The sequence below is a fragment of the Moorena sp. SIO3I8 genome, from assembly GCF_010692325.1.
Lineage (GTDB): Bacteria > Cyanobacteriota > Cyanobacteriia > Cyanobacteriales > Coleofasciculaceae > Moorena.
The window spans coordinates 2501-17390 of the sequence record NZ_JAAHHW010000014.1 but is presented as its reverse complement, the minus strand read 5'-3'; the positions used below and the strand labels follow the sequence as shown (position 1 = coordinate 17390).

10 protein-coding genes, 1 tRNA gene and 2 rRNA genes (1 of these 13 only partly in view) are annotated in these 14890 nt (G+C 46.1%); 11 read left to right on the top strand and 2 right to left on the bottom strand.

The features are described from left to right. Positions 1-11 precede the first annotated feature (11 nt). Entirely contained in the window at positions 12-1904 is a 1893-nt protein-coding gene (locus F6K51_RS07680; protein ID WP_293019323.1) for a bifunctional serine/threonine-protein kinase/formylglycine-generating enzyme family protein, read from the bottom strand. Positions 1905-2251: 347 nt separating this feature from the next. Here F6K51_RS07680 and nuoH point away from each other — a divergent pair, with 347 nt between their 5' ends. From nuoH to F6K51_RS07640, 8 genes are all read left to right on the top strand, one after another. Further along, positions 2252-3370, top strand: a complete 1119-nt coding sequence (nuoH, locus tag F6K51_RS07675) for an NADH-quinone oxidoreductase subunit NuoH (protein ID WP_293019321.1) — start codon at positions 2252-2254, stop codon at positions 3368-3370. Between the two features lie 190 nt (positions 3371-3560). Beyond that, the gene (gene ndhI, locus F6K51_RS07670) at positions 3561-4163 is read left to right on the top strand and encodes an NAD(P)H-quinone oxidoreductase subunit I (protein ID WP_293019398.1); all 603 of its coding nucleotides are present in this window, start codon (positions 3561-3563) and stop codon (positions 4161-4163) included. Between the two features lie 228 nt (positions 4164-4391). Further along, the gene (locus F6K51_RS07665) at positions 4392-5006 is read left to right on the top strand and encodes an NADH-quinone oxidoreductase subunit J (RefSeq protein ID WP_293019320.1); all 615 of its coding nucleotides are present in this window, start codon (positions 4392-4394) and stop codon (positions 5004-5006) included. Positions 5007-5128: 122 nt separating this feature from the next. Beyond that, complete coding sequence (nuoK, locus tag F6K51_RS07660; protein ID WP_008185025.1) at positions 5129-5440, top strand: NADH-quinone oxidoreductase subunit NuoK; 312 nt, start codon at positions 5129-5131, stop codon at positions 5438-5440. 297 nt (positions 5441-5737) lie between these two features. Continuing rightward, positions 5738-6430: a rhomboid family intramembrane serine protease gene (locus F6K51_RS07655; RefSeq protein ID WP_293019318.1), complete on the top strand. Its 693-nt coding sequence runs from the start codon at positions 5738-5740 to the stop codon at positions 6428-6430. A gap of 407 nt (positions 6431-6837) precedes the next feature. Then, positions 6838-8244, top strand: coding sequence for a 3-isopropylmalate dehydratase large subunit (gene leuC / locus F6K51_RS07650; protein ID WP_293019316.1), 1407 nt, complete (start codon positions 6838-6840; stop codon positions 8242-8244). Positions 8245-8255: 11 nt separating this feature from the next. Further along, on the top strand, positions 8256-8858 hold the full coding sequence (leuD, locus tag F6K51_RS07645; RefSeq protein WP_293019315.1) for a 3-isopropylmalate dehydratase small subunit: 603 nt from the start codon (positions 8256-8258) through the stop codon (positions 8856-8858). A 227-nt stretch (positions 8859-9085) separates the two neighbouring features. Further along, positions 9086-10111, top strand: coding sequence for an N-acetylmuramoyl-L-alanine amidase-like domain-containing protein (locus tag F6K51_RS07640; protein WP_293019313.1), 1026 nt, complete (start codon positions 9086-9088; stop codon positions 10109-10111). A gap of 183 nt (positions 10112-10294) precedes the next feature. On the opposite strand, the gene glyQ is transcribed toward F6K51_RS07640, so the two are convergent. Then, positions 10295-11173, bottom strand: coding sequence for a glycine--tRNA ligase subunit alpha (gene glyQ / locus F6K51_RS07635; RefSeq protein WP_293019311.1), 879 nt, complete (start codon positions 11171-11173; stop codon positions 10295-10297). A gap of 1516 nt (positions 11174-12689) precedes the next feature. Between glyQ and F6K51_RS07630 the strand changes: the two genes are divergently transcribed. The 3 genes from F6K51_RS07630 to F6K51_RS07620 form a co-directional block, all read left to right on the top strand. Next, a 16S ribosomal RNA gene (locus F6K51_RS07630) occupies positions 12690-14178 on the top strand. 113 nt (positions 14179-14291) lie between these two features. Then, positions 14292-14365: transfer RNA gene (locus F6K51_RS07625), tRNA-Ile, on the top strand. Positions 14366-14599: 234 nt separating this feature from the next. Further along, positions 14600-14890, top strand: a 23S ribosomal RNA gene (locus F6K51_RS07620); its annotated part runs 2500 nt beyond the window's last position; the annotation flags it as partial.

Sequence of the window (14890 nt, the reverse complement as noted above, 5' to 3'; positions counted from 1 at the left end):
TGGTCAACCCATTAAGGAATACTAATATCGCACACCACCCGAAAACCAATGTTGGCTTCGATATTGTCTGCCGGGATATAGCTGAAGCGGCAAGCCGAGCGGCATATCCCAGGAATGATATCCCAGGAACCACCGCGCAGAAGCCGGGAATGATGATCATACTCATTGATACTACTTAGCCAAGCACTACCATCAACGGGAGCGCTTAGGTAGTTTGGGTACCAATGGTCAGCACACCACTCCCAAACATTCCCATGCATGTCATACAAACCAAAGGAATTGGCTACACCAAAGCTACCTACACGAGTAGTTTGTTTTCGATATACCCCTTCTGGCTCAGAGCTGTATGTACAGTTGCCATCGTAATTGGCCACATTGGTAGTAATGGTTTCACCGAAGTGGAATGGCGTACTGGTACCAGCTCGACAGGCATATTCCCATTCCGCCTCACTCGGAAGCCGATAGTTTCGTCCAGTCAGCCTAGATAGTATAGCACAAAATTTCATCGCCTCATACCAAGATACCTTTTCCACTGGCAGAGTATCGCCTTTGAACTTAGAGGGCTGGGGGTTTAGGGAAGGGGAGACTTGGAATAAGGTTGCTACAGCCCGCCACTGGGCCTGGGTAACCGCAAACTTTCCCATGAAGAAGGGAGAGACTCTGACCCAATGCTGTGGACTTTCATCGTCGCTATGTCCCTTCTCAGTTTCTGGTGAACCCATGAGGAATCTTCCCCCAGGGATGTACACCATATCTAGCCCTACACCATTGCCTAAGTCTTCTGTGAAATATTGGGCTTGGTGACGGCGGCGCTTTTTAATTTCACTGTATTTATCTAGAGTTACCACATCGAAGTCAAAAGATTTTAGGGTGACTCCCTCGACTGCTGAGGGGTCGGAATTTTGGAATTGGTTAAAAAATCCAGCTACAGCTATTCCTAAACTGCCAAACCCCCCCACTTGACTTGATTGCGGTCTATTAACAGTAGAATCATCTGGTTTCTGGGATCGCCGTGGAGGATTAAGTTCGGAGTTGATTGCTTGTAACTTTTCCCAAAGAACCTGAGTATCCTTAGGACGTTGATAAACTCGCACCATCAAACTATCAAGAAAATCCGCTAACTCCGAAGAAATCTGTGGTGCATGGGATCGCCACATCAAGATATCATTGCCAGCATCATACAAATCTGAGGGTTCTTGCCCTGTCAGCAAATAAACAAATGTCCGTCCTAGAGCGTAGAAATCCGACTGGGGTACCGCTTGACCATGGATTTGTTCTAGGGGAGTATACCCAGGGGAAATCATACTGGTAACATTCCCAGCAGATTGTTTGAACATATAAGTGTCGGTAACTTGGCGCACTGTGCCAAAATCAATTAATACTAGTTGTCCATCTGGACGCAGGATAATATTAGAAGGTTTGATATCGCGATGGAAAAAGTTTTCCTGATGAACTGCTTGGAGAATATCAACGATTTGAAATAACCAATCCAAGGCTAATTTTTCATCAATGGGGCGATTTCCTCGCTTTTTTTGATACTCCTCTAAATTAAGCCCAGAGATTTTTTCCATGATCAAACAGTATAGGGGGGTTTGGTGGTTTCTGGGAAAGAAGGTGAAATTTTCCTCTCCTTTAGGAATACCTGGGTGATTGAGCTGAGTCAGAACTCTGGCTTCTTGCTCAAAAAGTTCCACAGCTTTCGGTTCATCGTTAATCAAAATTTTGAGAACCTTGGCAATTCCCTTGTGAGTCACCTCATAGATTCGTCCAAAGCCACCTTCTCCGAGTAACCGGCTGACCCGATAACGTCCCGCCAGCAATAACTCAGAACCGCAGCTTGAGCAGAATAGGTCCGTATCAGGGTTACCAGGCTGAGGACACTCAGGATTTATGCACAGGCTCATTGGGGTCAAAGATGGGTCGATCTACTTGAAAGTTTAGCTTTAAGTTTGTGAATTACAAGTGTGAAGTAGAAATGTGTTCGCGTAGCGTGGCCTAAGCGGTATCAATACAGCGCGATCGCACTCCCATCCAATTGGTGATGAACCCTATATATAAAAACAATAGCGATAGAGCTATCCTAGCAATGCTTTAGGTCTAGGATAGACAAGGAGTGATTGGGTGATGGGGAGAAATTAAGCTGTCAAGTATATACTAGACACTGAAGTTCTCAAAAAATCTTAATAAAGAAACTTCTAGCCACTGATACCAGCGGTATCGATGGTCTCAATCATAACGTTTATCGGAAAACATGAATCAAGGAATTGACCTCCAAAGCCGTTTTATTCAATCGCTGAGTGATCTAGGCATCCCCGCTGGTGCAGCCAAAGCCATTTGGATGCCATTACCCCTATTTCTGATGATTACCGTTGCCACCGTAGGGGTTTTGGTAGTGGTTTGGTTAGAACGAAAAATTTCTGCTGCTGCTCAACAGCGCATTGGTCCAGAATACGCTGGACCTCTAGGGGTACTCCAGCCTGTAGCAGATGGAATCAAACTCGTCTTCAAAGAAGATGTTATTCCAGCCAAATCGGACTCTTTATTATTCACCCTCGGACCAATCCTGGTTGTGCTGCCGGTATTTATCTCCTACCTGATTGTACCGTTTGGACAGAACTTGGTAATTACCAATGTCGGCACAGGCATATTCCTGTGGATTGCCCTGTCGAGCATTCAGCCGATTGGTCTGTTAATGTCTGGCTACGCCTCTAATAATAAGTATTCCTTACTCGGAGGCTTAAGAGCTGCAGCTCAGTCTATCAGTTACGAGATTCCTCTAGCATTAGCGGTGCTAGCTGTTGTCATGATGTCCAACAGCCTCAGCACCATTGACATCGTTGATCAGCAATCGGGATACGGCATTCTAGGTTGGAATGTCTGGCGTCAACCAGTGGGTTTCCTAATTTTTTGGATTTCGGCCTTGGCAGAATGCGAGCGACTCCCCTTTGACTTACCCGAAGCAGAAGAAGAACTGGTAGCTGGGTATCAGACAGAATACGCCGGGATGAAATTTGGTTTGTTCTATGTCGGTTCCTACGTCAATCTCGTGTTGTCAGCCTTGCTAGTAGCAGTGCTCTATCTGGGTGGGTGGGAATTCCCCATTCCTCTGGATAAGCTTGCGGGCTGGCTAGGGGTGAGTGAAACCAGTTCCTGGTTGCAGGTGATTACTGCCTCTTTAGGGATTACCATGACCCTGCTCAAGGCTTACTTCCTGATCTTTACAGCTATTCTGTTACGCTGGACACTGCCTCGGGTTCGGATTGACCAATTGCTTAACTTAGGCTGGAAGTTTCTACTACCAGTAGCTTTGGTAAATCTTCTATTAACTGCTGCTCTTAAATTGGCATTTCCAATTGCCTTTGGTGGTTAGTTATTAGTTATATCAAGTCCGTTTAATTTATAATTTTTGAGTAAAAAAAACAGGATAAATCCATACTCATAAGTATTAAAACGGACAGGATATAATTAGTAAAAAGTCCATAATTGAGAATTCATAAATCAGTACCACAATACTCAGCAATACAATCAAGACAAGAGAGAGACACTAAACTATTATTATGCTGAAGTTCCTCAAACAGGTTGGCGACTACGCTAAAGAAACTGTGCAGGCTGCTCGCTACATTGGTCAAGGGATATCGGTGACTTTTGATCACATGCAACGGCGTCCCATTACAGTACAATACCCTTACGAAAAACTAATCCCCTCTGAGCGCTATCGCGGTCGGATTCATTTTGAATTTGATAAGTGTATTTCCTGCGAAGTCTGTGTGCGGGTTTGTCCGATTAACTTGCCAGTGGTAGATTACGAGTTTGATAAAGCTACTAAGAAAAAAAATCTCAAGCACTACAGTATAGATTTCGGAGTTTGTATTTTCTGTGCTAACTGCATTGAATACTGCCCCACTAACTGTCTATCAGCGACGGAAGAGTATGAAATTTCTACCTACGACCGTCATGAGTTGAACTATGATAATGTAGCCCTGGGACGCCTCCCCTATAAAGTTACCCAAGACCCGATGGTAACTCCTCTACGGGAATTGGCTTATCTACCGAAGGGGGTTATGGATCCTCATGATTTGCCAGCAGGTTCTAAACGGGCTGGTATGCGCCCAGAGGAAATTCTCGAGCAAATGGAATCAAAGGAAGAAGACCTTAAGAGTTAGTTGTTAGTCATTGGTCTTTTCAAGGTTGAAGGTTGAAGGTTAAAGGTCGAAAGTTAAAGATTGAAGGTTAAAGGTTGAAGGTTAAAGGTTGAAGGGTGAAGGTTAACTATCAAATAGTTAATACTAACTGTTAACTAGTGAAGGTTAACTAGTGACTGTTGACTGTGACCAATGACTTATCACTAATAACGATTAGCCAAAAATACATCACGAGGAGATAAGTTAAGCATGAATCTAGCGGAAGGGGTTCAGTTAATTTCCGTTGCCATACTATCGGTGATCATGATTGGGGCGGCTTTAGGGGTTGTCCTTCTTTCCAATATTGTATACTCAGCGTTTTTACTGGCTGGTGTTTTCATCGGTATTTCTGGATTGTATATTCTGCTAAATGCTGACTTTGTAGCAGCAGCACAGATATTAATCTATGTTGGGGCGGTCAATGTTCTAATTTTATTTGCCATCATGTTGGTGAATAAGCGAGAGGATTTTCAACCAATGACTAAGCGCTGGGTGCGCACTGGATCCACTGCTATAGTGTGTATTGGTTTGTTTGCGCTTCTGAGTACAATGGTTTTGGTAACGCCATGGTCCGTCGAAACTGAGCCAGCTATGGTTGTTACTAATACTGCTGTGGAGATTGGTCAGCATTTTTTCAGTGACTTTTTATTGCCGTTTGAGCTAGCTTCTGTACTTTTGTTAATGGCAATGGTAGGGGCAATTATCATAGCTCGTCGGGATTATATTCCTGAGGAATTGGTTTCTAGAGATCAGGAAATTGCTACAGCTTTGACCTTGCCTGAGCGTCCTCGGGAACTTGCTTCTGTGCCAGGGGATTCTAAATAAGACAACAGTTTAGTGTTTGTTAGTGTTTGGTTGACGGTTGACAGTCAACGCTCAATGGTAAACAACCAACCACTAATTACCCATTGAAAAACTACTCTTCCCTACATAAAACATCATAATTTATGGAACTTCAACTCCAATACTTTTTACTACTTGCTGCTGCTTTATTCTGCATCGGTATTTATGGTCTAGTAACTAGCCGCAATGCCGTGCGAGTGCTGATGTCTATTGAGCTAATGCTGAATGCGGTGAACCTTAATTTAATGGGGTTCTCTAATTTTATGGACTCAGCAGGGATTAAGGGTCAAGTGTTTACCGTGTTTGTAATTACGGTAGCAGCTGCAGAAGCAGCGGTGGGTTTAGCTATTGTGCTGTCGATATATCGTAATCGGGATACGGTGGATATGGAACAATTTAATCTGCTGAAGTGGTAGATTCACCAAAAGCTAAATAGAATATGGCGTTGCTCAATTGTGGCATGATTGAGGGTAACTGGTAACTGGTAACTGGTAACTGGTAACTGACACTGATTTAGGGGGGCTTGGGTAGATTCCTACTCCCTACTCCGTTCGCGTTTGGCCGTAGGCAAGTAAGCGCAGCTTACGGCCTTAGCTCCCTACTCCCTAAGCTCGACTCCTAGTAAGTACCTCAACTAATTGAAATTAATTGAGAACTGCTATCAAAGATGCAAGTCTGGTGTTAATATTTCGGTGAACTCATAGAAACTACTTATGGTACCCCTAAGAGACGAAAACCCAATCACAATCACGCCATATATTACTATACTTCTGATTGCTATCAATATTTTAGTCTTTATCTATGAACTTAGCTTAAATCAACTAGAACTCGACACGTTTTTTAGGCTTTATGCTGTGGTACCTAAGGAGTTAACTGCCAGCTTCGAGGGTTTTCCTGTGGGCCAGCCTGTGCCAGAACCCTTGACTCTGATCACATCCCAATTTCTCCATGCTGGCTTTATTCATGTTGGCTCCAATATGTTATTTTTGTGGATTTTTGGTAACAACATTGAAGAAAAACTTGGGGGAATTAAGTTCTTAATTTTTTATCTCACTTGTGGGGCTTTAGCCGCGTTAGCGCAATGGTTTTTCTCTGCTCTATCTGTGATTCCGGCTTTAGGAGCTAGTGGAGCAATTGCTGGAGTTATGGGTTCCTATATTCTCAGGTTTCCTAATGCCAAAATCCTGACTCTAGTGCCCCTATTTTTCATATTTTTCGTGGCTAGAATACCAGCTGTATTTTATCTAGGGTTTTGGTTTTTACAGCAAGCGTTTAATGGCATAGCCAGTCTGGGAGCTCAGGCTCAGGTGGGAATGGAGGGTGGGGGAATTGCTTACTGGGCCCATGCTGGTGGATTTGTATTTGGAGCTATCCTTGGTCCAATTTTAGGTTTATTTGATGATTAGTCATTGGTGGGGAGGCGTAAGCATTCAGCGGTCAGCAGTCAGCAGTCAGCAGTCAGCGGTCAGCGGTCAGCAGTCAGCAGTCAGCTTTCCGTAACACAGATTAAACAAATGCTTACCGGTTTTATTCACTGGTTTTATTCAAAAGCTGTTATCGTAGGTTGCCCATAGCCCATAAGCTAAATGCTGATCGCTAATGGCACCTCAAGTACCGTGGCACAGGCCACAAGCGCTGTGATGTAGCCCATAAGCTGATAGCTGATAGCTGAATACTTATGGGGACGCTGTTAATTTTTTTACCAAGATTGTCAAATATGTGTTTAAAATAACATATTTTAGAATAAAATGTAGAATCTGGGGATAAAATACATTACCCCTGTCTTGGATTCCAGGTAAGAAGCCTTTTCTAAATGAGCGCGAGAACACTGTTTGACAAAGTTTGGGATTTACATAGTGTTGGCACGTTGCCTTCGGGTCAGACTCAACTATTTATTGGTTTACACTTAATTCACGAGGTTACCAGTCCCCAAGCCTTTGCGATGCTGCGGGAACGGGGATTGAAGGTGCTGTTTCCAGAACGAACCGTGGCAACGGTAGACCATATTGTTCCGACGGAAAACCAAGCTCGTCCGTTTGCTGATGTCTTGGCAGAGGAGATGATGCAAGCTTTGGAAAACAGTAGTAAGGAGTTTGGGATTCGATTTTATAATATCGGCTCTGGCAATCAGGGCATTGTCCATGTGATTGCTCCAGAACAAGGGTTGACTCAGCCAGGCATGACGGTGGCCTGTGGAGATTCCCATACTTCTACTCATGGTGCGTTTGGTGCGATCGCATTTGGCATTGGGACTTCTCAAGTCCGTGATGTCTTAGCTTCCCAAACCTTGGCCTTGTCTAAGCTTAAGGTTCGCAAAATAGAAGTTAATGGTAGTTTACGCCCAGGAGTTTACCCGAAAGATGTAATCTTACACATCATCCGGACGTTGGGGGTCAAAGGTGGAGTTGGCTATGCCTATGAATATGCTGGTACTACCTTTGATCAGATGTCGATGGAAGGACGGATGACTGTGTGTAATATGTCGATCGAGGGGGGAGCTCGGTGCGGCTACGTTAACCCGGATCAGGTAACGTTTGATTATCTTAAGGGCAAAGATTTTGCTCCCAAGGGCGCAGATTGGGATCAGGCGGTGGCTTGGTGGAACAGTATCCGGTCCGATCAAGATGCGGTATATGATGATGTGGTTAGGTTTGAGGCGGCGGACATTGCGCCTACAGTGACCTGGGGGATTACACCGGGTCAAGGAATTGCCGTTAATGAAACTATTCCGATACCGGAGAATTTGCCAGAAACAGAAAGAGCGATCGCACAACAAGCCTATGAGTACATGCAGCTAACTCCAGGCACAGAGATTCAAGGCACAAAGGTGGATGTGTGTTTTATCGGTAGCTGCACCAATGGTAGACTGACTGACCTGCGAGAAGCCGCTAAATTTGCTCAAGGTCATCATGTGGCTGAGGGAGTCAAAGCCTTTGTGGTTCCAGGTTCGGAACGGGTCAAGCAAGAAGCGGAAGCAGAAGGACTCGATCAAGTCTTTGTGGAGGCTGGGTTTGAGTGGCGAGAGCCGGGATGCTCGATGTGTTTGGCAATGAATCCTGATAAACTCCAAGGGAGTCAGATTAGCGCTTCCTCTTCTAACCGTAATTTTAAAGGTCGTCAGGGGTCTGCCACAGGACGGACGTTGTTGATGAGTCCAGCAATGGTTGTAGCCGCAGCGGTTAAAGGGGAAGTGGCTGATGTTCGGGAGTTGATGGTATAGGAGCAGGTCTGATGAGTAGTGAAGTAAAGATGATTACCGGAACAGGAATTCCTGTAGTAGGGAATGATATCGACACCGACCGGATTATCCCAGCTCGATTTTTGCGCTGTGTGACCTTTGATGGTCTCGGACAACAGGTTTTTGTTGATGACCGCGCTCAAGCTAACGGACAACATCCCTTTGACCAACCCCAGTATCAAGGTGCAACGGTTTTAGTAGTAAATGGTAACTTTGGCTGTGGGTCTTCACGGGAACATGCCCCTCAAGCGATCGCGAGATGGGGGATTCAAGGAATTGTCGGAGAGAGTTTTGCCGAAATCTTTTTTGGTAACTGCTTGGCGATGGGGCTTCCCTGTGTGACCGCTGATTCGGAAACCGTGAAGCAATTACAGACAAGCCTCCATGAGAATCCTGAAATCCCGATGACCTTGGATTTGGAAGAGATGCAAGTCTATTGTGGTGAGTTGCAGGCTTCTGTGTTTATGGAGGATGGACCAAGAAACATGCTGCTGACTGGAACTTGGGATACTTGTGGACAACTGGTTGCTCAAGTAGAAGCGATTCGGGCGACAACCGCTAGGTTGCCTTATATGGATTGGGGAGTTGTTTCTTAAGCAAAGGGAACAGGGAATAGGGAACAGGGAACAGGCAGTAGGGAGTAGGGAATATGGCATCAAAAATTATCACAATTCATCTAGGATTCCTATAGAAACAATAATTAGCGTTTTTGACATTACCCAAAATCCTTCTATGTCTTGATGCAGCGCTAGTTGATTAACTCTTGCCTGTTGCCTGTTGCCTTTGCTTTAAATAGATTGGGTTAAAGGTTTTAGGTTGAATAATGAAAGAAAGCTTGAGGCTAGCTGCGGTTTTGTATATACTCACGTGTTGTGTGGCTTCTGGTTTAGAATCTCAAGCTACTGTTGAGTCCGAATCTGGTCAACTAGGCGATAAACGATTAATTACTAGCAAATTAATTACTAGCACTATATCCGAATCATTAAAGGATAGGGCTGAGTCACTGATGATAGCCCAATTTCCCCCACCAGAAATTAGTGACCCAGCCGAGAAAAAGCGTTTCGAGCAGGTGATGGAGTATGCGATCGCAAACCACTTGTCTGAGCGTCCGCTCCCAGAGATCATGCAAGCGATCGCACAGCAATTTCTGGGCGCAAGCTACAAAGCTCACTTATTAGACCAATCCAGCCAAGAAACCCTAGTTATCACTCTCAATGAATTTGACTGCGTCCTGTTTGTCGAAACAATTCTAGCCCTAGCGCGAGGGATAGCCCTAAAAGATTATTCTCAGCAGACCTTTGTCAATCACCTTCGTGACCAGCGTTATGGGAATGGTAATCTAAATGGCTATTGCAGCCGATTACACTATTTCTCTCAATGGATTGATGACAATCAGAGAAGGGGCACAGTTAAAAACATAGCGCTAAAGTTAGGAGGAGTATCCCGCCAGAAAACCCTCAACTACATGAGTAAACACAGGGGTAAGTACCCATCTTTGGCCAGGGATGAGGCCAATTACCAGTGTATTGTAGCCATGGAAGCTAATCTCAAGCAGACAACTATTAATTTCATTCCCCATGATCAGATTAGGAAAGCCTACAATCAACTGCAACCAGGGGATATCATTGGCATTGCTACTACTATTCCTGGTATAGATGTCACCCACACTGGCTTAGTCTATCGTACTGCTGAGGGGAATATGGGTTTTATTCATGCATCACCTGCTGGTAGAGTCACCATTGCCCGTGATTTACAACGGTATGCCAGACATGTTAGACATTCCCTCGGGATTGTAGTGGCTCGACCCATTAATCCAGCAATTCCAAGCACTGACAATATCCTCCATTAACAAGCGTCGAGAAAACCAGAACTTACCCAGTAAATCTACCTTTAGCTTGCCTTAATAACTCACCCTACTACCTATATTTGATGCCCATTTTTGCGTAAGTCCTGGCGAATAGGCTCTCAGTCGTGATTACTGGTAGGAATACCTTGCTGCTACCGATTGGGTCAGGCTCTTTGTGTAGTAGATTCAAGCTATAGTCTGTTTATTCAGCGGGAACCCTAACATCTCCCGTTGTTCCAAATAGAGTTGAGCCACTCGCCTTGCTAGATTGCGAATTCTACCGATATAACGAGTGCGCTCAGTCACTGAAATCACACCCCTAGCGTCCAGTAAGTTGAAAGTGTGAGAACACTTCAGAACGTAGTCTAGTGTAGGCATAACGAGTCCTCGTGTGCTTAGTTGTTCTGCCTCTTGCTCATAAAGACCAAATAGCGTGAACAGTAAATCTGGGTTAGAGGATTCAAAATTATAAGTACATTGTTCAACTTCTCCCTGAAGGTGAACATCTCCATAGCTAATTTGGTCATTCCACTGGATTTTAGTAAAGGCCTCTACTTCCTGGAGATACATAGCTAATCGTTCCAAACCATAGGTGATCTCAATGGGTACAGGACGACAATCAATGCCACCACACTGTTGGAAGTAGGTAAATTGGGTAATTTCCATGCCATCTAACCAGACTTCCCAGCCAACTCCCCAAGCCCCCAGGGTAGGAGATTCCCAATTGTCTTCAACAAAGCGAATGTCATGGTCTTCAGGGCAAATACCTAAAGCTTTGAGGGAATCTAGGTAAATGTCTTGAATATTATTCAGTGACGGCTTGATCAGTACTTGGTATTGGTAGTAGTGCTGGTAGCGATTCGGGTTTTCGCCGTAGCGTCCATCGGTGGGTCTTCGGCATGGTTCAACATAAGCAACTGACCAGGGTTCTGGACCAATAGCTCTCAAGAATGTATGAGGACTCATGGTCCCTGCTCCTTTCTCGGTATCGTAGGACTGGGCAATCAAGCAACCATGTTTTGCCCAGAATTGATTCAATGTTGCAATTACTGATTGAAAATTCACTTACACCTCCAGTGTTTGTTGACACTCCCCGTCTTGAAAGAACGGGGATTCTTAGATCAACGAGCTGCCTTAAACCACTACGTTTCAATCTTTGACGCCGTCAAAAATTGAGCAATACCTAAACCAAAAACCCGTCAAGACAAAGACTTCAGTTTAGTTCATAGTAGACCCAGCGGGCAATTCTCCTTAAGCGTTTGGCTACTTATTAGGAGTGCATGTGCATAGTCTGTTTCCTCCCTTTTCACCCGGTTCCGGTGTGCCCCACCGTACCATGTTTTTTTTTAAAGTGTGATTCTGCTAGGTTTACACACCGATTGTTAGTCGATAGTTGGGTTTTTAAGGAGGACTTTCCCTACCCTCCGAGCATTACTACTTTCAGGTCGGTAAGTTACGGGTCTCTCTCCCGGCTCAGCCTGCGGTTTCTCAGCCTGTACTCATTTTTCCAGTTTATCTACTCCTACTTGATGTATCAAGTACTTTAGACATCTCCAAAAATTAACCTCAAACCCTTGTAAGGTCTGGCTCAAGCCGATTTTATGGAGATGTCTTTTTGAGAAATTACAATGACTGCGACGCTTTCTCGCTACTCACTTTCATCCCCGGTCTTTAGACGCGGGGCTTTCAGTGTTGGGTTTTATAGTAAACGCACCTTGTAAGCCCCGTGGAAACCACGCCAGTTGCTAATGGGTTAAACCCTATAATAAACCCATGTTTTCCCTAACAGCACCCTGCATCCCTATAGTTTATTCTGGCGCACATGCCTTGTCAGAGCGAGGTTAGTAAGTTGTTCAACAATGGATTTCATGGTGGCAGTGCAAAGGGCTCTTCATTAATGTTGCCTCTGAATGGGAACAGCCACTACTTACCGATTAATCCTGGACAGTTACCGTAAATCCAGGTTAATTTCCCGTTTCACTCAGGAGCATCGGAGCTGTTATCCCAATACGCACTTACAGCCACGATCGACAGACAAGCCCGTCACCAGGTATGTATCTAAAGATATACAGGAATTACCCAAATAATTCTCCCGACTCCCAGGGCGTGCGCTTATACTCGTCTAATTAAATTGGTCACGGGTCGCAGCGCTCCCGACTCCCGACTCCCGACCCAAATCTAAAGAACCCACCCCTGTGACCTGAGAGCTTCCCCCTCTTCCCCTGATCAGAACCTGGGAAACGGATTGAAAAATTTTTTAATTCCACAACCCTTGCCATATCTAGGCTTCAAGGATTCATCACCAAAAAACTTTCGGGTTTAGGTTGACAAACGCTTTTTTACCCTTTACATTAGTAAATGGCGATGAGGAAAGCCAAGCGCACCGCACCGCCCCGAACCAAGAAAAATCTATAGTTTGAGAGCCAATATACGGTCGCTACTCGTCAAGAAATTTTCAGGTTAATCTGACCTCATTATAGGACAGATTGGCCAAAACTAAAACCTAAAATTCCGAACCGGGTCAAAGTTGACAGTTAATGTTGACTAAGAGTCCGGTGAAGAGAAAAAAAACAACTTGAGTACCATGGAGAGTTTGATCCTGGCTCAGGATGAACGCTGGCGGTATGCTTAACACATGCAAGTCGAACGCCCCTTCGGGGGAGTGGCGGACGGGTGAGTAACGCGTGAGAATCTGCCTTAGGGTCGGGGACAACCACCGGAAACAGTGGCTAATACCGGATGTGCCGAGAGGTGAAAGATTTATTGCCATAAGAGGAGCTCGCGTCTGATTAGCTAGTTGGTAGGGTAAAGGCCTACCAAGGCAACGATCAGTAGCTGGTCTGAGAGGATGAGCAGCCACACTGGGACTGAGACACGGCCCAGACTCCTACGGGAGGCAGCAGTGGGGAATTTTCCGCAATGGGCGAAAGCCTGACGGAGCAATACCGCGTGAGGGAGGAAGGCTTTTGGGTTGTAAACCTCTTTTATCAGGGAAGAAGAAAGTGACGGTACCTGAGGAAAAAGCATCGGCTAACTCCGTGCCAGCAGCCGCGGTAATACGGAGGATGCAAGCGTTATCCGGAATTATTGGGCGTAAAGCGTCCGTAGGTGGTACCTCAAGTCGGCTGTTAAAGACCAGGGCTTAACTCTGGGCAGGCAGTGGAAACTGAGGAACTAGAGGGCAGTAGGGGTAGAGGGAATTCCCGGTGTAGCGGTGAAATGCGTAGATTTCGGGAAGAACATCGGTGGCGAAGGCGCTCTACTGGACTGAACCTGACACTGAGGGACGAAAGCTAGGGGAGCGAATGGGATTAGATACCCCAGTAGTCCTAGCTGTAAACGATGGATACTAGGTGTAGCTTGTATCGACCCAAGCTGTGCCGAAGCCAACGCGTTAAGTATCCCGCCTGGGGAGTACGCACGCAAGTGTGAAACTCAAAGGAATTGACGGGGGCCCGCACAAGCGGTGGAGTATGTGGTTTAATTCGATGCAACGCGAAGAACCTTACCAGGGCTTGACATGTCGCGAATCCCGGTGAAAGCTGGGAGTGCCTTCGGGAGCGCGAACACAGGTGGTGCATGGCTGTCGTCAGCTCGTGTCGTGAGATGTTGGGTTAAGTCCCGCAACGAGCGCAACCCTCGTCTTTAGTTGCCAGCACTTCAGGTGGGCACTCTAGAGAGACTGCCGGTGACAAACCGGAGGAAGGTGGGGATGACGTCAAGTCAGCATGCCCCTTACGCCCTGGGCGACACACGTACTACAATGGTCAGGACAATGGGCAGCCAACTCGCAAGGGGGAGCTAATCTCATCAAACCTGGCCTCAGTTCAGATTGCCGGCTGCAACTCGCCGGCATGAAGGAGGAATCGCTAGTAATCGCCGGTCAGAATACGGCGGTGAATCCGTTCCCGGGCCTTGTACACACCGCCCGTCACACCATGGAAGCTGGCCACGCCCGAAGTCGTTACCCTAACCCTTTTGGGAGGGGGATGCCGAAGGCAGGGTTGGTGACTGGGGTGAAGTCGTAACAAGGTAGCCGTACCGGAAGGTGTGGCTGGATCACCTCCTTTTCAGGGAGACCCACTGAGACCGACTCTGAGCCAAAGTGGCGAGAGGGGGAATCAGGTCAACCGAGGTCGAAGGGTAGAAGACCAGGCTCTCAAACTATTTTAGGTTCGGTTATGGGCTATTAGCTCAGGTGGTTAGAGCGCACCCCTGATAAGGGTGAGGTCCCTGGTTCGAGTCCAGGATGGCCCACATCTTAATTAAAGTTCAGGTGGATAGCAATCAAAGCCAAGAAAAAGAGGGCGGTAAACAAGAACAGCACCGGAACTAGGGAAAAAAGCCAGTTCAGGATGCTGGGCTTTAAGTCCAGTAAAGAACCAAGAAAATTGCATAGCGAAGTGTAGAAAAGCCAAAAAGTCGAGCCGCGAGCAAAACTGTGGAACAGGCTGACCGCCTGTAACATAAGCGGTAAAAAAGAACAAAAATGGTCAAGCTACAAAAGGCTAACGGTGGATACCTAGGCACACAGAGGCGAAGAAGGACGTGGTGACCGACGATAAGCTTCGGGGAGCTGGAAACGAGCAGAGATCCGGAGATTTCCGAATGGGGCAACCCAAAAACGGCTGACTGAATCAATAGGTCAGAACGAGCGAACCCAGCGAACTGAAACATCTTAGTAGCTGGAGGAAAAGAAAGCAAAAGCGATACCCTCAGTAGCGGCGAGCGAAAGGGGCACAGCCTAAACCACCAGCGATGCTGGTGGGGTAGTGGGACAGC

Coding starts and splice junctions, on each gene's coding strand:
- F6K51_RS07680 (WP_293019323.1), bottom strand. CDS start 1,904: ATGAGCCTGTGCATAAATCCTGAGTGTCCTCAGCCTGGTAACCCTGAT.
- F6K51_RS07665 (WP_293019320.1), top strand. CDS start 4,392: ATGAATCTAGCGGAAGGGGTTCAGTTAATTTCCGTTGCCATACTATCG.
- leuC (WP_293019316.1), top strand. CDS start 6,838: ATGAGCGCGAGAACACTGTTTGACAAAGTTTGGGATTTACATAGTGTT.
- F6K51_RS07640 (WP_293019313.1), top strand. CDS start 9,086: ATGAAAGAAAGCTTGAGGCTAGCTGCGGTTTTGTATATACTCACGTGT.
- leuD (WP_293019315.1), top strand. CDS start 8,256: ATGAGTAGTGAAGTAAAGATGATTACCGGAACAGGAATTCCTGTAGTA.
- nuoK (WP_008185025.1), top strand. CDS start 5,129: ATGGAACTTCAACTCCAATACTTTTTACTACTTGCTGCTGCTTTATTC.
- F6K51_RS07655 (WP_293019318.1), top strand. CDS start 5,738: ATGGTACCCCTAAGAGACGAAAACCCAATCACAATCACGCCATATATT.
- nuoH (WP_293019321.1), top strand. CDS start 2,252: ATGAATCAAGGAATTGACCTCCAAAGCCGTTTTATTCAATCGCTGAGT.